Raw genomic sequence first — 20,703 nt, 5'->3', positions numbered from 1 at the left:
CCCAATCGCCTGAACACGCAGGGATATGCCGAGAGCCACCCGATCTCCTACAACTCGACCGAAGCCGGGCGCGCTCGCAACCTCCGCGTCGAAGTGCAGATCTCGCCGCTCGCAACGCGCTGCACCTTGGGGTGCAGGCTCATTCACATGAGCCTGCGCCCCCAGGTTCAGCGCGTTGAGAGCGGCGAGATCTGCACTTCGACGCGGCGGTTGCGAGCGCGCCCGGCTTCGGTCGAGTTGTCGGCGATCGGCTGGCTCTCGCCATAACCCTGCGTGTTCAGGCGATTGGGATTGACGCCGCGGCTCGCCAGGAATTGGCTAACCGACGATGCGCGCTGTTGTGAGAGCGAGAGGTTGTAGCCGTCGCCGCCTTGGCTGTCGGTGTGCCCGTAGACGTTGACAATGGTCTCATCAAACTTCTGCAGGACGATCGCGACGGAATCGAGCGTCGGATAGAAGCCTGGCAGGATCTGCGACTGGTCACTCGGGAAGGTGACGTTCGAGGGCATGTTCAGTATGATCCGGTCGCCGACGCGGGTAACCGAAACGCCGGTGCCTTGCAGCTGCTGGCGAAGCTGAGCTTCCTGGTTGTCCATGTAGGCGCCGATCCCGGCTCCCGCGAGCCCGCCAAGGCCCGCACCAATTGCAGCAGCGGTCGCTTCGTCCGAGCCTGTCGCGCGCGCGACGAGATAGCCTCCGGCCGCACCGAGGCCGGTACCCAGGCCTGCGCCTCCAAGGGTGTTCGAAATCTTCATTTCGCCCGTATAGGGGTCCGTCGTGCAGCCGCCCATGGCAACGGACAGGCAGAGGACGGCGGTGATCTTCTTGATCATTCTCTCAACGCTCCAGCATGATCTTATAATTGTGCGGCCGTCGCGTTCTTGCATGCGCGGCCTCCCGAACTCGCGTCTAGAGAGCGCGCGTGTCGCAAATACGGCTATTCGTTGAGCCGTGAACTCAGGCTGAATGCGTTGCAGCCGCGCAACGACGGTGGGGCGTGAGAGCTTTTAGTGGAAAGGGCGAAAAGACGCGCCGATGGTATGGCTCGTGTCCCGGCAGCAAGGGCGGCAACCGATTTCGATCGACCCAGAGCGGATTACCGGATGGGACTCGTCCGACATTCGTACTCTTCACCTAGACTTTCTAAACTTCGCTTGAGTGCCTGGTCTCAGCTGTGGATCGGCTCCGCCGTGAACTTGCCGCCTTGGTATACGGCGTCAGGTGCATCGGGAGCAGGCCGCGCCTGTTCGGCGTCGATCTTCCTGCGGTATGCTTCCGAATTGTCCCTCGGCCGCCAGCCGAGATAGGCGGCGGCGGAATTGTCCCACCAGCGGCCATCATTGTCAGAAACGCCCCAGATGACCGGACAGCCGAGCCGCGGGACGCGGAAGACGCATTCGATCATCGAGACGAAGTCGCTCGGGCTCATCCAGGTGGAGAGCATGCGGTGGTCCCTTGGTTCGGCGAAGCAGGAGCCGATCCTGACGATCGCCGTCTCCTGGCCGAACTTGTCGTGGTAAAGGTTCGCGATTGCCTCCCCGAAGCATTTGGAGACGCCGTAGAGACCGTCGGGCCGGAGTGGCACGTCGGCGGTCAGGTGGGTGTCCTGGGTGTAATAGCCGATCGTGTGGTTGGAGCTCGCGAAGAGAATGCGCGGCATGCCGGCGGCGCGAGCGGCTTCGTAGAGATTGTAAACGCCGACGATATTGGCAGGAAGAATTGTGTCGAAGCTTTTCTCGACAGAGACGCCGCCGAGATGGAGGATGCCGTCGCAGCCTTCGACCAGTGCCTTGACCGCGTCGCGGTCGGAGAGGTCGCAGGAGATGACCTCCTCTTTTGCGCCGGGCGAACCGATGTCTACGATATCAGAGAGGCGGACGGTCTTCGCGACATCCGAAAGGTTGCCGCGCAAGAGCGCGCCAAGCCCACCGCCCGCGCCTGTAATGAGGAGTTTCTCGAGCATGGGTCTCGCCTACTGAAAGAGGTTCGGGAGCGCCATCGAGATGGCGGGGACGTAGGTCGTCAGCATGAGGGCGACGAGGATAGCGAGGTAGAACGGCCAGATCGTCTTCACCGCCTGTTCGATCTTCACCCCGCCGATGACGCAGCCGACGAAAAGACAAGCCCCCACCGGCGGTGTGCAGAGGCCGAGGCCGAGATTCATCATCATCACGATGCCGAACTGGATCGGGTCCATGCCGAGATCGCGCACGACCGGCAGGAAGATCGGCGTGCAGATGAGGATGAGCGCCGCCATATCCATGATCATGCCGAGCGCGAGCAGGATCACGTTGAGCATGAGCAAAATCATGATCGGGTTCTCGGAGATCGCGGTCAGCGATCCGGCGAGGGTCTCCGGCACGCGGTAGAGCGCGAGGAGATAGGCAAAGGCCGAGGCTGTCGCGACGAGGATCATGACAAGGCTCGTCGTCTTCACCGAGTTGAGGACAGCCGCCTTGAAGCCCTCCCATGAGAGTTCGCGATAGACGAGTACGGTGACGAGAAGCGCGTAGATCGCGCCGAAGGCGCCGGACTCGGTGACCGTCATGACGCCGGAGAGGACGCCGCCGACGATGATGACGGCGGTGAAAAGCCCCGGAATTGCGACGACGAAGCTGGTCGCGAGAGCTGCAAAACCCGGAAATGCCTCGCCGCCATAGCCGCGTTTCACGGCGACGATATAGGCCGCGATTGCAAGGCATATGCACATCAGGATGCCAGGGACGACGCCGGCGATAAAGAGCTGCGAGACCGAGACGCCGCCGGCCGCGACCGAAAACAGGATCATGTTGTGGGAGGGCGGAATGACGACACCGGCGACCGAAGAGGTGACGGTGACGTTCACCGCATAATCCGCGTCGTAGCCCTTCTCCTTCATCACCGGCATCAGGATCGAACCTAGCGCGGAGGTGTCGGCGACGGCCGAACCGGAGATGCCGCCGAAGAGCATCGAGGCCGAGACATTGACGAGGCCGAGACCACCTCTCAGTGCGCCCACGGCGGCGGCCGCCAGCCTGACGAGTCTGGCCGCTATGCCTCCCTGCATCATCAGATCGCCGGCGAAGATAAAGAACGGGATCGCGAGCAGCGAGAAGACCGAGATGCCCGACATGATCCGCTGGAAGGCGACGAAGAGCGGGATGCCCTCGTAGATGAAGCCGGCAAGGGTCGCGAGTCCCAGCGCAAAGGCGACCGGCACGCCCGCGATCATCGCGGCCAGGAAGGTGCCGAAGAGGAGAATGAGGCCCATTCAGCCGGACTTTCGGGTGAGGTTGAAGACGTGGATCGCGAGCTTTGCGAGGGCGAAGATCACTACCAAGGCGCCGCACAGGCTGAGCGGCATGCCGCGCCAGCCCTCCGAAACGCCGAGCATCGGCACCGTGCGGCGAATGTTGTTGAGGGCGAGCGTCGCGCCGTACCAGGCCATGTAGCCACCGAAGATCAGGAGGCCGACATCGGTGAGAACGCGAAGTATGTCGCGCGGCAACGCTGGCATCGCCTCGCGCACGAAGTCGATCGACAGATGGGTGGAACGCCAAACGCCGGCAGCCGCACCCAGAAAGGTGATCCAAACGATGAGAAGGAGAGCGGCCTGCTCCACCCAGGTTGGGGTGTTGTTGAGGACGTAGCGCCCGAACACCAGCCAGCCGAAGATCGCGATCAGGATCACCATCATCACACTGGCAATCGCCATGCAGCCGGCCGCGATCCAGTCGAGCCCCTGCTTCACCCGCGCGAGCGAGGCGGGCAGGTTCGGCCCCGTCTCGGGTTCGGCGGAAGACAGCGAGGCGTGGCTCATGATCGGCTGCCGGGCGTTGAATGTAGGCGGTTCGATGCGATGGATAGCACATCGCACCGGGCGGAGGGGGAGGGAGTTCGCGAACGATAGGCGACCGCCCGCCTCGTTCCGGGCGGTCGCCGGCCAGCTCGAAGGGCTCAGCCTTCGGCCAGCGTGGACTGGATGTCCTCAACGAGCGACTGCAGATCCGGATTGCTCTCGAAGAAGCCGTCGTAAACCGGCTTCATCATATCCTGAAAGGCGGCCTTGTCGGCGATCTCGTTGATCTCGACGCCGGCTTCCTCGACCTTCGCGCGGCTTTCCTTCTCACGCTCGGCCCAGAGCCGGCGCTGTTCCTCTGCAGCCTCGACCGCCGTCTGCCGGACGATTTCCTGATCTTCTTCCGAAAGGGCGTCCCAACTCGCCTTCGAGATGCACACGCATTCGGGAAGGATCAAATGCTCGGTCAGCGAATAATACTTCGCAACCTCGTAGTGATTGGAACTCTCGAAAGACGGGAAATTGTTCTCCGCACCATCGAGAACGCCTGTCTTGATGGACTGGTACACCTCGCCATAGGCCATCGGCGTCGCGTTGCCACCGAGCTGGTCGACCATGTCGACATAGAGCTGGTTGTTCATGACGCGGATCTTCAGCCCTTCGAGGTCGGAAGGCTGCTGGATCGGCCGCTGGGTGTCGTAGAAGGAACGCGCGCCGGAATCGAACCAGGAAAGGGCAACAATGCCTTCCTCGGACATGTCGTCTGAGAAACGCTGACCGATTTCGCCGTCCATCACCGCATGCATCTGGTCTACGCCGGTGAAGAGGAAGGGCAGCGAGAGGACGTTGATCGAGGGCACGAACTCGCCCATCGGGCCGAGGTTGAAGTTTGCGAAATCGAGCGCGCCATTGCGTACCTGATCGATCGCGTCCGGCTGGTCACCGAGGACCGCATTCGAGAAGACTTCGGCCGAGACGCGGCCCTCGGTGCGCTCGGTGACGTCAGCAGCGAATTTTTCGAGGGCGACGGTGTTCGGGTAGCCTTCCGGATGGATGTTCCAGCCGCGCCAATCGGCGGCGTTCGCGGCTGAAGCGAAGGTCAGGGCTACCGCGCTCGCGAGTGCCGTCGTGCGCAAAAGGGACTGTAGGGTCATGATGGTTCTCCTCCCGATGAAAAGACCGACTATTGTCAGATATCTTTCGTGGCGCCATGATGCATTCATCATACAAGTTGTCAAGCTGATGGCGGGTATCGTACCTGCCGGGGTAGGGTAAGCCGAAACACGGGGCGGGCACCGCAAGGAGTCGGGCGTTGAGTAAGATTCTGACGAGAGAAAACAGCGTCGGCACGGAGCGGCGCACCGGCACGCGCCGAGGCAATCTCGTCGCGAAGGTCAGCGACGATCTCCGCCAGATCATCCTTTCCGGTCGCTTTCCAGTCGGGCAAAAGCTTCCAAGCGAGGCGGCGCTGACGACGCAATATGATGTGAGCCGTACCGTCGTCCGTGAGGCGATCGCCTCTCTACGCTCCGACGGTCTCGTGGAATCGCGGCAGGGCGCGGGCGTCTTCGTCATCGCGACGAGCGCCCCGAATGCGCCCGGCTTCAACGGGGTGGATCCGTCCCGCATCAGCTCGGTCATCGAGATACTGGAGGTGCGGGCGGCACTGGAGATCGAGGCGGCGGGTCTTGCAAGTCAGCGACGGTCGCCTGCGCAAGAGGAAGCGATCCACGAAGGGTGCGAGGCAATCGAGGCACTGATCACCGCCGGCGAGGCGACGACGGACGCGGATTTCGCGCTGCACCTCGCCATCGCCGATGCGACGAACAACGGCCGATTTCGCGAATTTCTCGAAATGCTGGGTCACGGAGTCATCCCGCGCCGCGCCCTGCAGGACAATCGCAACGAGCGTACGCCAGCGGATTACCTGCATCAGATCCAGGCCGAACATCGGCAGATCGCGGATGCGATCTCTGCGGAGAACGAGGCAGCGGCTCGGGAGGCAATGAGGCAGCATCTGAAAGGAAGCCAGTCGCGCTATCGGCGCCTTCTGCGCCGCACCTGAGCCTTCGAGTCGACGTGGGCTCTCGCCAACTTATCATACAGGTTGTTGACAGGGGCATGCGACGATTTATGATCGCCGCCGACTCGATGATTTGACTTGATCCCCGACTTGGACCGCTCTTCCATGGACCCGCAAGCCCTCAAAGCCGCCCTCGGTGCCGGCCTCCTTTCCTTCCCGGTCACCGCATTCGATGCGGAGGGACGTTTTTCGGAAGAGCCCTATCGCAAGCACATCGAATGGCTCTCGGGCTTTCCCGCTTCGGCGCTCTTCGCTGCAGGGGGAACCGGCGAATTCTTCTCGCTGTCGCCGGAGGAAGTGCCAGCCATCGTAAGGGCGGCGAAGGCGGCGGCCGGCGATACCCCCATCGTCTCCGGCTGCGGTTACGGGACGACGATCGCCGTCGATCTGGCGAAGGCCGCGGAGAAGGCAGGAGCCGACGGCATCCTACTGCTTCCTCATTACCTGATCGATGCACCGCAGGAGGGCCTCTACGCCCATGTGAAGGCGGTCTGCGACGCGGTCTCCATCGGCGTTATGGTCTACAACCGCGACAATGCGATCCTTCAGGCGGACACCCTGATGCGGCTCTGTGAGGCCTGCCCCAATCTCGTCGGCTTCAAGGACGGTTCGGGCGATATCGGCCTTGTGCGCCAGATCACGGCGACGGCCGGCGATCGGCTCACCTATCTCGGGGGGATGCCGACCGCCGAACTCTTCGCCGACGCCTATCTCGGCGCGGGCTTCACGACCTATTCCTCGGCGGTCTTCAACTTCGTACCGGCGCTCGCGATCGACTTCTACGACAATCTGCGCACCGGAAACCGCGCCCGCACCGAGACGATCCTGAAGGAGTTCTTCTATCCCCACATGGCGATCCGAAATCGGCAGAAAGGCTACGCGGTTTCGGCCATCAAGGCGGGCGTGCGGCTCGTCGGCTTCGAGGCCGGTGCGGTGCGCCCGCCGCTGACCGATCTGACGGGCGAGGAGGAAGCCATGCTGAAAGACCTGATCGAGCGCGCCAAGACCCTATGAAGATTACCTCCGTCGAAACGCATATCCTCGACCACAAGCTCGACACGCCCTTCGAAAGCGCGTCCATGCGCTTCGATCGGCGCCAGCATTGCCTCGTCGAGATCACCTGCGACGACGGGACGACCGGCTGGGGCGAATGCCTTGGCCCAGCCCTTCCCAATGCAGCGGTTGTCAAAGCCTACGGCGCACGGCTGATCGGCCGCGATCCGCTGGAGACCGAAAAGCTCTGGCAGGAACTCTACAATCTCTTCCGCGACCAGGGTCAGCGCGGCCTCGCAGTGACGGCCCTCTCCGGCATCGACGTCGCGCTCTGGGACATCAAGGGCAAACGCTTCGGCGTTTCCGTCGCGAAACTGCTCGGCGGGCGGATGCGCGAGAGCGTCAAGGCCTATGCCACCGGCTCCTTCCGCCGCGACGGCGTCGACCGGGTGAGCGACAATTCGGAAGAATGCGCCGCCCATATCGCGGCGGGCTTCCATGCGGTGAAAATCAAGATCGGCTTCGGCGTCCCCCAGGATCTGGAGGTCATCAAGGCCGTGCGCGAGGCGATCGGGCCGGAGGCGCGGCTGATGGTCGATGCCAATCACGGCTATGACGTGATGGAGGCGATCCGCCTCGGCAAAACAGCGGCGGACTACGATATCGACTGGCTGGAAGAGCCGGTGATTCCCGAACAGCTCGGGGCCTATCGCGCGGTTCGCGCCGGCCAGCCGATTCCGGTCGCCGGCGGCGAGACCTGGCACGGTCGTTTTGGCTTCCGTGAACCGCTGGAGACACGCGCGATCGACATCGTCCAGCCCGACCTCTGCGGCGTCGGCGGCTTCACCGAAATGCGCCGGGTCGCCGACATGGCGGCGCTCCACGGCGTGCGACTGATCCCTCATGTCTGGGGAACTGCGGTGCAGATCGCGGCCTCGCTGCAATTCTGCGCGGCGCTCCTGCCCGATCCGCCGCGCCGGGACGCGATCGCGCCGATCTTCGAATTCGACCGCACACCCAACCCGTTCCGTCAGGCGATCGCGGCAACGCCCTTCGAGCACGAGAACGGCATGCTCGCGATCCCCGACCGTCCCGGCATCGGCTTTACGCCGAACCGCGACGCGATCGAGGAATTTTGCCTGAAGGACGCGGCATGACGATCGAGCGGACCTATACCGGCGAAAAGCCCGCGATCAACCTGCCGAAGGGCGCGGTGGATACGCAGACGCACATGTTCCTGCCGGGCTATCCCGCAATCGAGCCCGGACCGCCGCTGCCCGAAGGTCTGCCGAGCCCGGACGATTATCGCAAGGTGATGGATTGGCTCGGCATCGACCGGGTCGTCGTTACCCAGGGCAACGCCCACCAGGGCGACAACGAGAACCTCATCGCCTGCCTTGCCGAGTTGGGCGATGTCGCACGGGGCGTTGCGGTGATCGACGGTTCGACCTCGGACGAAGAGCTTCGGCGTCTTCACGAGGCCGGCGTGCGCGGCGGGCGGATCATGGATCTCCCCGGCGGCGCGGTCGGCCTCGAAGGGCTCGAAGCGGTCGACGCGAAAGCCAAAGCGATAGGCTGGGTCGTCGCCGTGCAGTTCGATGGCAGCCACATCCTCGAGCATATGCCGTTGCTGTCGAAGATCGAAAGCCGCTTCATCATCGATCATCATGGCAAGTTCTTCTCCGGCACCACGGCGGACTCGCCCGAAATCGCCGCCGTCAAAACCCTGATCGATCGCGGCAATTGCTGGTTCAAATTCGCCGGCTGCTACGAGTCTTCTTCAAGCGGTGGGCCAGACTACGCCGATATCGCCGCGATCTCCCGCGATCTTGCCACTTACGCCCCCGAACGCATCCTCTGGGGCACGAACTGGCCGCACAATCTGGCGAAGACCACCGCCGAATACCCCGACGATGCAGCGCTCGTCGAGACCGTCATCGGCTGGATCGAAAGCGAGGCGGACCGCAGGACGATCCTCGTCGAGAATCCCGAAGCCCTGTTCGATTTTCCTTGAGCCTCGTCCCTGACAGCGATTGACCGTCTCAGCGACCTTTACCCCGCGCCATTCTGCGCCGGACAAGGATGGCGGCGCCGAGAAGGGTTAGCGCGGCGAGGGCGAGCCAGGTCAGCGCGTAGACGAGATGCGAATTGCGAAAGCTCGTGACCGTAAGGCCGGCTATCGGATAGCGCGTTGCAGTGGTCGGTGCTGATCCCGCGACGTGCCACTCCGCGCTTGATGTCGCCGAAACAGGGGTCTCCGCATCGACGAAGAAGGGCGCGACCGGTAAGGAGATGCCTTCGGCCTCGGCCATCGCTTCGACGTCGCGCGAATACCAGCGGCCTGCTGCCGGATCGTTCGACCTGAGGAACCCGCCGCCCGGCTGGCTCATGCGCAGGAGGCCGGTGACGACGACGTCGCCCGCGGGCGGTGCGATCTCCCCGGCGATTTCCCGGGACGGCACGAAACCCCGATTGATGAAGGCGGTGTAGCCACCGTCCACATTAAGCGGCGTCATCAGCCAGTAGCCGTACCCGTAGTCCGTCGTCGCCCGGGCGAGGGTGTCGGCCCCTGCGAGGAAGCGGCCGGCGAGGGTGACACGCCGGTATTCGTCGCCCTCGAAGCTGAGGTCCGGCCACGCCTCCGGCATGGGTGCTTTCACGGAGTCGGCATTCGCCCGCTCCTCTACCGCGGCAATGAGATCGAGCTTCCAGTCGCGCCGTTCGATCTGCCAGATTCCGAGCCCGACGAAGACCGTGAAAAGCGCCGTCGCGAGGCATCCGACGAGGAGCGTCTGAAGCATTCGCGGTTTTTCAAAAGAACGCTCCGCTCTTGTTTTTACCGCGTTGTCGTCGCTCTTGGCCATGGGTCTGTCTTCACCCGTTCGATGGCAGAAGATAGAGGCAAGAACCGTCGCGGGAGTGGGTATCGGTAATTACGAGGGACAGCCCGATCCTGTCGTCGCAGGCATCGTTACCTCAATTGCCATTCGCCGAGCCTTCGGGCTGCGTTGCGGGTTCGGACGACCCGCTCCCCGGAGCCTGTGGCCGCTGACTCGCCGAAGCTTGGGGCTCGAGAGCGCTCTCGGCGGCCGGTTCCATATTCTGTATGTTCGGTTCGGATGCCGGTGCTCCTGCAGCGTCTTCCGCGGAACCGTTTTCAGGCAGCGGTGGCGGCATTGGAGCTTCGGGCATCTCGTCGTCTTCGCCCCCGCCGATCGGAGCGAGTTGATTGATAGGCGCCCTTTCCGCCGGTTCCTCCATCTGCATGTCGCCCATAGGCATCATGTTGCGGTTGAGATGGAACATAACCCATAGCGAGCCGGATATGGTGATGATCACCAGAACGGCGGTGAAGATCAGCGCCATGATCGTCCAACCGCCTTCGGATTTGGCATCCATGTGGAGGAAATAGATCATGTGGACGAAGATCTGAGCGACCGCGAGACTGACAACGAGGAGCGCTGTCGTCACACCGTCCTCGATCGGCCGCGCCATGACCAGCCAAAACGGGACCGCCGTCAGAACAACGGAAAGCCCGAAGCCGGTCAGATAGCCGCTGAGGGTTGCATGGGCTTCTCCGCCTTCGCCATGACTTCCGTGTGCGTCCGGAGCTTTGTCTAAGGCCGGTGCGTTGGTGGTGATGCCCATCATATCATCCTGATGAGGTAGACGAACGTGAAGACGCCGATCCAAACGACGTCGAGAAAATGCCAGAACATCGATAGACACATGATGCGCCGGCGATTGGCGGAGATAAGACCGTATTTCTGGATCTGCACCATGAGGGTGACCAGCCAGACAATGCCGAAGGTGACGTGCAGCCCGTGCGTACCGACAAGGGTAAAGAAGGCCGACAGGAAGCCGCTACGCTGGGGCGACGCGCCTTCGCCGATGAAGACGCCGAACTCGTAGAGCTCGATCCCGAGGAAGAGCGCGCCGAAGACGCCCGTCACCGCGAGCCAGAGGAGGACCATCTTCGTCTGCCGCGCTTGCATGGCAATCATCGCGAAGCCGTAGGTGATCGAGGAGAAGAGCAGCATTGCCGTGTTCACGGCTAGTAGCGGCAATTCGAAGATATCCTCCGGGCGCGGCCCCGCGGCGTAGTTCGCGCCAAGCACTCCATAAGTAGCGAACAGCACTGCGAAGATGAGGCAGTCGCTCATCAGGTAGATCCAGAAGCCGAGCATTGTGCTCGACCCGGTCTCGTGCCCGTGTTCGTTCAGTTCGAAAAAAGATTCCGGCGGAGCGTTCTGGCTGTTGGCCGCATGCGCCATTCCTCAGCTCCTTCCTGCGGCGAGGGACGCGTAGGCCTGTTCCGTCTCGGCGACCTCATCGGCCGGAATGTGATAGTCCCGGTCGTAGTTGAAGCTGTGCCAGATGGCGTAGCCGATTAGCCCGAAGAAGCTGAGGGCGGCGAGCCACCAGATGTACCAGATCAGCGCGAAGCCGCAGACCGTAGACAGTCCGGCGAGTATCACTCCGGCTTCGGTATTCTTCGGCATATGGATTGGTCTGAAGCCGTCTCCCGGCCGCCTGAAATCGTTGCGCTTCATATCGGTAAAGGCATCGAGGTCGCGAACGATCGGTGTGAAGGCGAAGTTGTACTGCGGCGGCGGCGAGGACGTTGCCCATTCCAGCGTCCGGCCGTCCCATGGATCGCCGGTGGCATCGATCAGCTTTTTTCGGTCTCGCACCGAGACATAGAACTGGAGGAGCAGTGCGGCGATGCCCGCGGCGATCAGTGCCGCGCCGAACGCGGCGATGACGAACCAGATCTGGAGCGAGGGATCGTCGAACTCGCGGAGTCGCCGGGTCACGCCCATCAGGCCAAGCACGTAGAGCGGCATGAAGGCGAAGTAGAAGCCGACGACCCAGCACCAGAAGCTGACCTTGCCCCAGAAGACATCGAGCTTGAAGCCGAAGGCCTTGGGGAACCAGTAATTGATGGCCGCGAACGAGCCGAAGAGCACGCCGCCGATGATGACGTTGTGGAAGTGCGCCACCAGGAACAGCGAATTGTGGACGGTGAAATCGACCGGCGGAACAGCTAGAAGTACGCCGGACATGCCACCGATGACGAAGGTGACGATGAAGGCGATCGTCCACATCATGGGCAGTTCGAACCTTATGCGTCCCTCATACATGGTGAAGAGCCAGTTGAAGACTTTCACGCCTGTCGGGATCGAGATGATCATGGTCGTGATCCCGAAGAAGGAGTTGACAGTCGCGCCATTGCCCATGGTGAAGAAGTGGTGGAGCCAGACGAGGTAGGAGAGGATCGTGATCACGACGAGGGCGTAGACCATCGAGGTGTAGGCAAAAAGGCGCTTGCCCGAGAAGGTCGAGGTAATTTCCGAAAAAACGCCGAACAGCGGCAGGATGAGGATGTAGACCTCCGGATGACCCCAGATCCATATGAGGTTGAAGTACATCATCGAGTTGCCGCCCATATCGTTCGTGAAGAAATGGGTACCGGCATATCTGTCGAGCGAAAGCAGAGTGAGGACGGCGGTCAGTACGGGGAAAGCGGCGACGATGAGGACGTTTGTGCAGAGCGAGGACCAGACGAAAACCGGCAGACGCATCATCGTCATGCCCGGCGCGCGCATCTTGATGACAGTCACAAGCAGATTAACGCCTGACAGCAACGTTCCGACGCCGGCTACCTGAAGGCCCCAGATATAATAATCGACGCCGACTCCTGGACTGAATTCGGCCCCCGATAGAGGCGGGAAGGCGAGCCAGCCGGTACGAGCGAACTCACCGACGAAGAGCGAGATCATGATCAGCATCGCTCCGCCGGCGGTCATCCAGAACGAGAAATTGTTCAGGAAGGGGAAAGCGACGTCCCGCGCGCCGATCTGCAAGGGGATGATGTAGTTCATGATGCCCGTGATCATCGGCATCGCGACGAAGAAGATCATGATCACGCCATGCGCGGTGAACACCTGATCGTAATGATGCGCCGGCAGGAAGCCCTCGTTGCCGCCGAAGGCAATCGCCTGTTGCGTTCGCATGAGGATCGCGTCTGCAAAACCGCGCAACAGCATGACGATGGCGAGGATGATGTACATGACGCCGATCCGCTTGTGATCGACGCTGGTGATCCATTCGTGCCAGAGATAGCCCCACCACCGGTAATAGGTGACGGCCGCAAGGAGGGCCCCGCCGAGTACCACGACGCCAAGAAAGGTCACGATGAGGATAGGTTCGTGATAGGGGATCGAATCGAGTGTGAGCCGTCCGAAGATAAAGCGGGAAAGATCGGTATTGGCAAGCATATCAGGATCTCCGACCGATTAAGTCTCCGTTTCGGCCCACTTCCAGGCCGCACTCGGCGTGGCGCACGTTCAATGTGACCGGTTCAACTGGGATGGCGCGATAGAGCCCGCACCATCTTCGCGATCGCCTTCGAGCATGCGATCGGTGTGTGGGATGCGGCCCGAGGCAGGTGCTGTGGCACCCTGAGGCGAATGACCTCCGAACTCGTCGATCGGGAAGGTCTCATAGCGCAGCCTGTCGACGTCCACGTGTTCCTCCTCGCCGCTGCTTTCGCTGTTGTCGATATTCATGATCTCCTGCACGCACATCTTCCCGTCCTGCACGCACATGCCAAGTATGCGCTGGTAAAGACCGTGCTGCACCGAGGAAAAATAGCGAACCGGATCGGCCTCGCTCGGATAGGCAAGCCGAAGATAGGATTGCTGATTCAACTCGTCGTCCGCCTGTCGTACCTCTTCGACCCATGCGTCGAATTGCTCCGGCGTCTGGCCGTAGAATTTGAAGCGCATGTCGGAGAAGCCGGCACCGTTGTAATGCGAAGCGAAGCCGTCGTAGGTGCCTTCCTTGTTGACGACAGCGTGGAGCTTGGTCTCCATGCCGGGCATGGCGTAGATCATCCCGGCAAGGGTCGGCACGTAGAAAGCGTTCATCACCGACTCGGCCGTCAGCTCGAAGCGGATCGGGCGGTCGACGGGCGCTGCAAGCTCGTTGACCGTGGCAATGCCGTATTCCGGATAGACGAAGAGCCACTTCCAGTTCAGCGCCACCACCTCGACGACCAGCGGCTCACCCTCAGTATCGACGGTTTCGCTCGTGGTGATTTCGTCGAGCGGTCGGTAAGGGTCGAGCAGATGGGTGCCTACCCATGTCACCGCCCCAAGAATGATGATGATGAGCAGCGGCGCCGCCCAGATCGCGAGCTCGAGCTTGGTCGAATGGTCCCAGTCGGCCTCGTAGCGCGCCGCCTTGTTGGCCGCCCGGTAGCGCCAGGCGAACCAGAACGTCATCGCGATGACGGGTACGATGATGAGCAGCATCAGGCCCGTCGCGATCAGCATCATGTCACGTTGGCGGGCCGCTATGTCCCCGTCCGGGAACAGGACGACCAAATCGCCGCAGGCGCTCAGAAGTAGAGGAAGCGACAGGACGGTAAACAAAGTGAAATGTCGCAAGGAACCACACCCGCGAAGATCTTAAAGGGACGTGCGGCAATACCGGCCGGTGCCAGCCATTGACTGCCATAAGACGCTGGTATTGAACAAAACGGACGCCTTCTCAACCCCAGGACGGGCGGGCGGGTTGTCACGCAGGGGCATTTTGCCGCCGCAGCAATGACACCAGCAAGAGGTCGCGGGATGAGCGAAGCAACGGCAGACGGATCGTTCGGTGGCGCTGTCGAAAGCGCCGGACCGACCCGGCACGGGCTCAATCCGAGCGACATCGCCGTCGGCGTCGTCATCGGGCGCACCTCTGAATTCTTCGATTTCTTCGTCTTTGCGATCGCCTCGGTCCTGGTGTTCCCCAGGCTCGTCTTTCCCTTCGTCGATCAGGTGACGGGGACGCTCTATTCCTTTGCGCTGTTCGCGCTCGCCTTCCTGGCGCGGCCGCTGGGCACTTGGCTTTTCATGACGATCGACCGCCGTCACGGAAAAGGTACGAAGCTGACGATCGCGCTCTTTCTCCTCGGTACATCGACCGTGGTCGTGGCCTTCCTGCCGTCCTACGAACAGGTCGGCGTCTTCTCGATCTGGCTGCTCGCGCTCTTCAGGATCGGCCAAGGGATCGCGATCGGCGGGACGTGGGATGGTCTTTCATCGCTGCTGGCCATGAACGCACCCGAAAAGCACAGCGGCTGGTGGGCGATGGTGCCGCAACTCGGCGCACCCTTTGGCCTCATCGTCGCATCGGGGCTGTTCGCGTTTTTCCACGGCTTTCTGCCGGACGAGGAATTCATGAGCTGGGGCTGGCAGTTCCCGTTCTTCGTCGCCTTCGCGATCAACGTGGTCGCGCTTTTCAGCCGGCTTAGAATCGTCGCAACGCGGGAATATGTCTATCAATTCCAGCGACGCGAACTCCAGGCGACGCGGGTGCGCGAAACCTTCAGAGCTTATGGCAAGGTCATCATCGTTGGCGCCTTCGCGCCGCTCGCTAGCTTTGCCCTCTTCCATATGGTCACCGTTTTTCCGCTCTCCTGGGTCGAACTCTATTCCGGCGAAAGCGTCACGCGATTTCTGGTGATTGAGGGAGTGGGCGCGGCCGTCGGCGCGATAGCAGTCGTCGCCTCCGGGCTCTTGGCCGACAGATACGGGCGTCGAACCCTGTTGGCCGCGACGGCTTTCATGATCGCCATCTTCAGCGGATTTGCCCCTTCGCTGCTCGCTCAGGGCGAGGCCGGGGAGATCGTCTACATGCTCTCAGGCTTCATTATCCTGGGGCTCTCCTTCGGCCAGTGTTCGGGCGTTGTCGCAACTAACTTTCCGACCCAGTATCGGTATACCGGTTCGGCAATTGTATCCGATCTCGCCTGGCTTTTTGGGGCAGGCCTTTCGCCTTTCGTCGCGCTCTATCTTACCGAGAAGCTGGGCTTGATTGCCGCGGGCGGCTACCTGCTCTCCGGTGCTGTCTGCACGCTACTCGCGCTCAGGTTCAACAAGATGCTTGATTACCGCGACTAGCAGGCGTTTGCGATTCGCTGTTTTCGGTCAGAAAATCAGCGGTTGAAAAGATCCGCATAGGTATCCCTGAGGATGTTCTTCTGCACCTTGCCCATGGTGTTGCGAGGAATTTCGTCGACGAAGATTATGCGCTTCGGCTGCTTGTACTTGGCGAGCTTCTCTTTCAGCGGGGCGACGACCGCTTCTTCCTCGATCGGCCTTTCTGCCACAACGATGCCGACGACACCTTCGCCGAAATCCGGATGCGGAACGCCGATCACCGCGCTTTCGACGATGCCGTCAATTTCGTCGATCGCAAGTTCCACTTCCTTCGGATAGACGTTGTAGCCGCCCGATATCACGAGGTCCTTGTCGCGCCCGACGATCGAGACGTAGCCTTCCTCGTCGATCTGGCCAAGATCGCCCGTGATGAAGAAGCCGTCGTCGCGGAATTCCGACTTGGTCTTCTCCGGCATCTGCCAGTAGCCCTTGAACACGTTGGGACCGCGCACCTCGATCGAGCCGATCTCCCCCTGGGCCAACTCCTTCCCGTCTTCTCCGACGATGCGCAGTTCGGTGCCTTCTAGCGGGAAGCCGACCGTCCCCGCCCGCCGCTCACCGTCGTAAGGATTGGAGGTGCTCATATTGGTTTCGGTCATGCCGTAGCGCTCAAGAATGCGCTGGCCGGTTCGCCTCTCGAAGGCGCGGTGGGTCTCGGCGAGCAGCGGCGCGGAACCGGACGTGAAGAGGCGAATATGGCCGGCGGTTTCCTTGCTCAGACGTTCGTCGTCGAGCATCCGGGTGTAAAATGTCGGCACGCCCATCATGGACGTCGCCTCACCGAGGTGCGCAAACACCGTATCGAGATCGAACTTCTCGAGAAAGATCACCGAGCCCCCCGCGATCAGTACGGTGTTGGTGGCGACGAACAGACCATGAGTGTGGAAGATCGGGAGAGCGTGCAGGAGCACGTCCTGGCTGGTGAACGCCCAGGTATCCTCTAGCACTTCAGCGTTCGACAGAAGGTTGTCGTGAGTGAGCATCGCGCCCTTTGAGCGTCCCGTCGTCCCCGAGGTGTAGAGGATCGCGGCGAGGTCGCCAGCCGAGCGTTCGATCACATTGGAGCTTTTCTCGGCATCAGCGCTCCTCTCTGCAATCGATCCTGCCGGGGCCTCACCCTTCCGACGAACGCCAAGGGTTTCGAGCTTGGCACCGGCCTTTTCGGCGATCGGGGTCAGCGCATCCTTCTTCTTCGGAGAGCAGACGAATACACGCGGCTTTGCATCGCCGAGAAAATATTCGATCTCGCTTGGCGTATAGCCGGTATTGAGGGGCAGAAAGACACCGCCGGCACGAACAGTCGCGAGATAGAGAAAAAAGGCCTCGATCGACTTCTCAACCTGCACCGCGACGCGATCGCCCGGTTCAACACCGAGTGCGATCAGCGCGTTCGCCATCTGGGCAGTATCATTGTCCAGGTCGCGATAGGTGAAGATGCGGCCGTCGATGAGCGTCGCGAACGCCTTCTCTGGGGTTTTCAGACCCTTCTTCAATAGACCGTCGAAGAGATGGTTCGTCATGCTGCTTGGCCCTTGGTATGGTCCCGCTTGAACGCTCGTTCTGCACTTGAGGGCAGAAGCGTTGTCACCTGTCGGCTTGCCGCCACCGTGCTGGCGTCGGCATAGGCTTCGTGACGGTCCTCGACGCGGGGGAGATCATAGAGATAATTGACCATGAGCCCCGAGGCGCGCGTGAGTCCGCTCGTGGAAACATCGCCGCGATGCATGATCCGGTTCAACATGGCGCCATTCCCGAGGTGGAAACGCGCGACGGGATCTACGGGCTGGCCGTCTTCGCGCTTGGCGAGTAGGAAGTAGCGCGCCGCCAGCGCGAGAACCCCGGGTTTCGCTGCCTCTGCCTTCTCCTCGTCGAAGGCCCAGCCATCCTCTTCGAGAATTTCGAGTGCACGTTTCTCGGAGGCTTCCAGCCTGTCCCTCTGGGCGTCGTCAAGCTGGTTGAGCCAGGCGGTGAAGGTCGGGACTGGCGAGAGCGTGACGAAGGTCTTCAGATTAGGGATGCTTTCCTTCAGGTCTTCGGCAACCTGCTTGATCAGGAACGAGCCGAAGGAGACACCGGCAAGGCCCTTATGGCAATTCGAGATCGAGTAGAATGTCGCGGTCTCCGCCTCATTCGCGGCCAGAACAGCGCGGTCGTCAGCAAGCACTTCGCCAATCGAAACCGGAATTTCGCGGGTTAGGGCGACTTCGACGAAGATCAGCGGATCGTCTGGAATCGACGGGTGAAAGAACGCGAAGCACCGTCGGTCGCTCGGCTCGAGGCGCGAGCGCAACGCGTCCCAGTCGCTGATCGCGTGAACTGCTTCATATGCAATGATCTTCTCGAGAATACGTGCCGAGGTATCCCAGTCGATCGGCTTGAGGACGAGAAAGCCGCGGTTGAACCACGACCCGAAGAGATGTCGCAGGTCCATGTCGACGGGCTTGAAGGTCTCCCGATCCTTGGCGACGAGCGGCAGCAGGCGCTCGCGCAGCTTGACCAGTTCGGCGGTGCCACCTGGTGCGAGATTGAGTCTGCGGAAGAGTTCCTGGCGCGGCGGCTCCGCTTCGCGCTGGAGATGTGCAAGGGTGCCTGGTCCAGGCGCGGCGGCGAAGGCCTTGGCGGTTTCGACGAGTCGCTTGGGGTCCGGCGCAAAGTCTTCCGCCAGCATGCGGAAGAAGGCTTCGCAATCGGGGTCGTTGAGGCTGCGCACACCGGCAAGGATATCGGCCGCGATCCGCACGCCGGTCGCCTCGCCCTTCGACCGGACAAGTTTCCTGCACCGATCGCGAAGCTCGTCCACGCTCAGCGCCCGGGTCGTCTCGCTGTCGAAAAACCAAGAGCGCGGGGCGAAGGATCCGAGAAGGTCCGAGAGGAGAGAGACGCGGCTCATGTCGCGGGCCCCATGATCAGGTCCGGCAGGAAGAGCGCGATCTCCGGGAAGATGCAAAGCGTGACAATACCAAGCACCATACAGAGAACATATGGGAGCGATCCACGGAGAATCTGGCCAAGCGTAATGTCCGGCGCGATGCCGTTGATCACATAGAGGTTGAGGCCAACCGGTGGCGTGATCAGCCCGATCTCCATGTTGATCGTCAGGATGACGGCGAACCAGTAGGGATCGAAGCCGGCCCCTGTGATGATCGGGAGAAGGATCGGCGCTGTCATCAGGATGACGCCCACCGGAGGCAGGAAGAAACCCGCCACCAGGAGGAAGAGGTTGACCACGCCCATCAGCACCCAGCGGTTGACCTCCATCTCCGCGATCGTCTGAGCAATCGTCTGTGTGATGAACATCGAGGACAGCGCGAAGGCGAAGAGTTCCGCGGCGCCGATGATCAGCATGATCATCACGCTCTCCCGCAGGGTATCGCGGAAGATGATCGGCATCTGGTTGAACTTCCAGCTCCTGGAAAAGATGCCGTAAACGATCGCAACGAGAAGGATACAGAAGAGAGCGCCGACGCCGGCTGCTTCAGAGGGCGTCGCGACGCCTCCGTAGAGGGCGTAGAGCACGGCGACGATGATTGCCAGGAAGGGCAGCACCCGTGGCAGCGCAGCGAAGCGCTCCCGCATGGTGAAGCTCTGGGTAAGGTCGGAGAGACCGAGGCCGCGGCGCTTGCACGCGATGATCGTCCAGATCATGAAATAGATGGTCAGCATCAACCCCGGCAAAAGGCCCGCGAGAAAGAGCCGGCCGATCGAGGTCTCGGTGGCGATGCCATAGACGATCATCGTCACGGAAGGTGGAATGAGGATGCCGAGCGTGCCGCCGGCGGCGATCGAGCCAGCCGCAATCTCGGCCGGATAACCCCGCTGGCGCATCTCCGGAATGCCCATCTTGCCGATCGCCGCGCAGGTCGCTGGCGAGGAGCCGGAAAGGGCGGCGAAGATCGAGCAGGCTCCGAGGTTGGAGAGGACGAGCCCACCCGGTACCCGATTGAGCCATCGGTCGAGCGCCTCATAGAGATCCCTGCCGGCGGGGGACGAAGCGACTGCCGCGCCCATCAGGATGAACATCGGGATCGAGACGAGCCCGAAAGACGCGATCGAGGAGAAGAATTGCTCGCCGAGCGTCTCCAGAAAGAACGGCCCGTAACTGATGAAGAGGGCGCCGAGCGCGACGAGGCCGAGCGCGAAGGCGATGGGAGTCCCGACCGCGAGCAGCGCGAACAGGACCAGCATCATGATCAAACCAGAGGTCAGCGGACCCATCAGTTCTTCTCCACTGTATCGGCGAAGATTTTCGTTTGCTCCGCGACAATGCCCTGGCTCTCACGTGGGCCGTCCAGGATGAGTCGAAGAATTTCGGCAACGTATTGGACGGCCAGCCAAACGAGGCCTACCACCATGGGAAGGGTCGGCATCCACAGAGGGACCGCCCAGACGGTTTCGCTGCGCCACCCGTATTCAATGGTCTCGTGCAGGTAGAAATAGGCTGCGTAACCGACGAGTGCAGCAAAGAGCAGCGACACAAGCGCTGAGATGATTTCGAGGATCAGACGCACCCTTGGCCCAGATGCGAGTTGCAAGAGATCGACGTTCACGTGGCCTTTCACGAGCAGCGTCCAGGGCGCACCAAGGAAGGTCGCGCCGACGACGGCGTAGATCGTGTATTCCGTTTGCCAGACCGTCGAGGCGTTCAGGACATAGCGCACGAAAACCATGTGCGTGACCGACAGGACGGCAGAAAAAAGCAGTAGCCCGGCGATGACGCCGAGCACCCTCGAAATGGCGGACACTCCGGCAATGAAGGCGCGCATGGCCTAGGGATCTCCTTGCAGGCGGGCAGGGGCGTGCTGCGGGAGAGCACGGATCGAAGCATCTGCTATTCTCGGTCAGATGGCGGCGTG

18 protein-coding genes and 1 pseudogene are annotated in these 20,703 nt (G+C 61.7%); 5 read left to right on the top strand and 14 right to left on the bottom strand.

Annotated features, from left to right (window positions below; translation table 11 throughout):
* Nucleotides 1–167: 167 nt before the first annotated feature.
* From FP2506_RS12285 to FP2506_RS12265, 5 genes are all read right to left on the bottom strand, one after another.
* Nucleotides 168–833, bottom strand: a complete 666-nt coding sequence (locus tag FP2506_RS12285; RefSeq protein ID WP_007067823.1) for a YiaD family glycine zipper/OmpA-like lipoprotein — start codon at nt 831–833, stop codon at nt 168–170.
* A gap of 335 nt (nt 834–1,168) precedes the next feature.
* Entirely contained in the window at nt 1,169–1,963 is a 795-nt protein-coding gene (locus FP2506_RS12280) for an NAD-dependent epimerase/dehydratase family protein (RefSeq protein WP_007067822.1), read from the bottom strand.
* Between the two features lie 9 nt (nt 1,964–1,972).
* Nucleotides 1,973–3,250 (bottom strand): TRAP transporter large permease, encoded by a 1,278-nt coding sequence (locus FP2506_RS12275; protein WP_007067821.1) that lies wholly within the window; start codon nt 3,248–3,250, stop codon nt 1,973–1,975.
* Nucleotides 3,251–3,799, bottom strand: a complete 549-nt coding sequence (locus tag FP2506_RS12270) for a TRAP transporter small permease (RefSeq protein ID WP_007067820.1) — start codon at nt 3,797–3,799, stop codon at nt 3,251–3,253.
* 137 nt (nt 3,800–3,936) lie between these two features.
* Nucleotides 3,937–4,932, bottom strand: coding sequence for a TRAP transporter substrate-binding protein (locus FP2506_RS12265; protein ID WP_040489850.1), 996 nt, complete (start codon nt 4,930–4,932; stop codon nt 3,937–3,939).
* A 158-nt stretch (nt 4,933–5,090) separates the two neighbouring features.
* On the opposite strand from FP2506_RS12265, the gene FP2506_RS12260 reads away from it, so the two are divergent.
* From FP2506_RS12260 to FP2506_RS12245, 4 genes are all read left to right on the top strand, one after another.
* Nucleotides 5,091–5,843 carry a FadR/GntR family transcriptional regulator gene (locus tag FP2506_RS12260; protein WP_007067818.1) on the top strand — a complete coding sequence of 251 codons (753 nt, stop codon included), beginning with the start codon at nt 5,091–5,093 and terminating at the stop codon, nt 5,841–5,843.
* A 123-nt stretch (nt 5,844–5,966) separates the two neighbouring features.
* Nucleotides 5,967–6,875, top strand: a complete 909-nt coding sequence (gene kdgD, locus FP2506_RS12255) for a 5-dehydro-4-deoxyglucarate dehydratase (RefSeq protein ID WP_007067817.1) — start codon at nt 5,967–5,969, stop codon at nt 6,873–6,875.
* Nucleotides 6,872–8,011 carry a mandelate racemase/muconate lactonizing enzyme family protein gene (locus FP2506_RS12250; RefSeq protein WP_007067816.1) on the top strand — a complete coding sequence of 380 codons (1,140 nt, stop codon included), beginning with the start codon at nt 6,872–6,874 and terminating at the stop codon, nt 8,009–8,011. The genes kdgD and FP2506_RS12250 overlap by 4 nt, the downstream gene beginning before the upstream one ends.
* Entirely contained in the window at nt 8,008–8,868 is an 861-nt protein-coding gene (locus FP2506_RS12245) for an amidohydrolase family protein (RefSeq protein WP_007067815.1), read from the top strand. Before FP2506_RS12250 ends, FP2506_RS12245 begins: the two co-directional genes overlap by 4 nt.
* Before the next feature lie 28 nt (nt 8,869–8,896).
* Here FP2506_RS12245 and FP2506_RS12240 read toward each other — a convergent pair whose 3' ends face one another.
* The 5 genes and pseudogenes from FP2506_RS12240 to cyoA all read right to left on the bottom strand — a co-directional run bounded on the left by FP2506_RS12240 (nt 8,897) and on the right by cyoA (nt 14,308).
* Nucleotides 8,897–9,655, bottom strand: a complete 759-nt coding sequence (locus tag FP2506_RS12240; RefSeq protein WP_040489849.1) for an SURF1 family protein — start codon at nt 9,653–9,655, stop codon at nt 8,897–8,899.
* 454 nt (nt 9,656–10,109) lie between these two features.
* Nucleotides 10,110–10,496 (bottom strand): annotated as a pseudogene (cyoD, locus tag FP2506_RS19210) (cytochrome o ubiquinol oxidase subunit IV); the annotation flags it as partial.
* Between the two features lie 5 nt (nt 10,497–10,501).
* A complete protein-coding gene (gene cyoC / locus FP2506_RS12230; RefSeq protein WP_007067812.1) occupies nt 10,502–11,128 on the bottom strand; it encodes a cytochrome o ubiquinol oxidase subunit III in 627 nt (208 codons plus the stop codon).
* A gap of 3 nt (nt 11,129–11,131) precedes the next feature.
* Entirely contained in the window at nt 11,132–13,135 is a 2,004-nt protein-coding gene (gene cyoB, locus FP2506_RS12225) for a cytochrome o ubiquinol oxidase subunit I (RefSeq protein WP_007067811.1), read from the bottom strand.
* 69 nt (nt 13,136–13,204) lie between these two features.
* Nucleotides 13,205–14,308 carry a ubiquinol oxidase subunit II gene (gene cyoA / locus FP2506_RS12220; RefSeq protein WP_050765076.1) on the bottom strand — a complete coding sequence of 368 codons (1,104 nt, stop codon included), beginning with the start codon at nt 14,306–14,308 and terminating at the stop codon, nt 13,205–13,207.
* Nucleotides 14,309–14,491: 183 nt separating this feature from the next.
* Here cyoA and FP2506_RS12215 point away from each other — a divergent pair, with 183 nt between their 5' ends.
* Nucleotides 14,492–15,811 carry an MFS transporter gene (locus FP2506_RS12215; protein ID WP_007067809.1) on the top strand — a complete coding sequence of 440 codons (1,320 nt, stop codon included), beginning with the start codon at nt 14,492–14,494 and terminating at the stop codon, nt 15,809–15,811.
* Between the two features lie 35 nt (nt 15,812–15,846).
* Here FP2506_RS12215 and FP2506_RS12210 read toward each other — a convergent pair whose 3' ends face one another.
* From FP2506_RS12210 to FP2506_RS12195, 4 genes are read right to left on the bottom strand one after another with little or no spacing between them, the layout of a single operon-like run.
* Entirely contained in the window at nt 15,847–17,370 is a 1,524-nt protein-coding gene (locus FP2506_RS12210) for a malonate--CoA ligase (RefSeq protein WP_007067808.1), read from the bottom strand.
* Nucleotides 17,367–18,740, bottom strand: coding sequence for a malonyl-CoA decarboxylase (locus FP2506_RS12205; RefSeq protein WP_007067807.1), 1,374 nt, complete (start codon nt 18,738–18,740; stop codon nt 17,367–17,369). The genes FP2506_RS12210 and FP2506_RS12205 overlap by 4 nt, the downstream gene beginning before the upstream one ends.
* Entirely contained in the window at nt 18,737–20,065 is a 1,329-nt protein-coding gene (locus FP2506_RS12200) for a TRAP transporter large permease (protein WP_007067806.1), read from the bottom strand. Before FP2506_RS12200 ends, FP2506_RS12205 begins: the two co-directional genes overlap by 4 nt.
* Nucleotides 20,065–20,613: a TRAP transporter small permease subunit gene (locus tag FP2506_RS12195; protein WP_007067805.1), complete on the bottom strand. Its 549-nt coding sequence runs from the start codon at nt 20,611–20,613 to the stop codon at nt 20,065–20,067. The genes FP2506_RS12200 and FP2506_RS12195 overlap by 1 nt, the downstream gene beginning before the upstream one ends.
* Between the last annotated feature and the right edge of the window lie 90 nt (nt 20,614–20,703).

The organism is Fulvimarina pelagi HTCC2506 (assembly GCF_000153705.1).
GTDB lineage: Bacteria > Pseudomonadota > Alphaproteobacteria > Rhizobiales > Rhizobiaceae > Fulvimarina > Fulvimarina pelagi.
The sequence above is the reverse complement of the archived record's forward strand: the minus strand, read 5'-3'. Positions and strand labels throughout refer to the sequence as shown.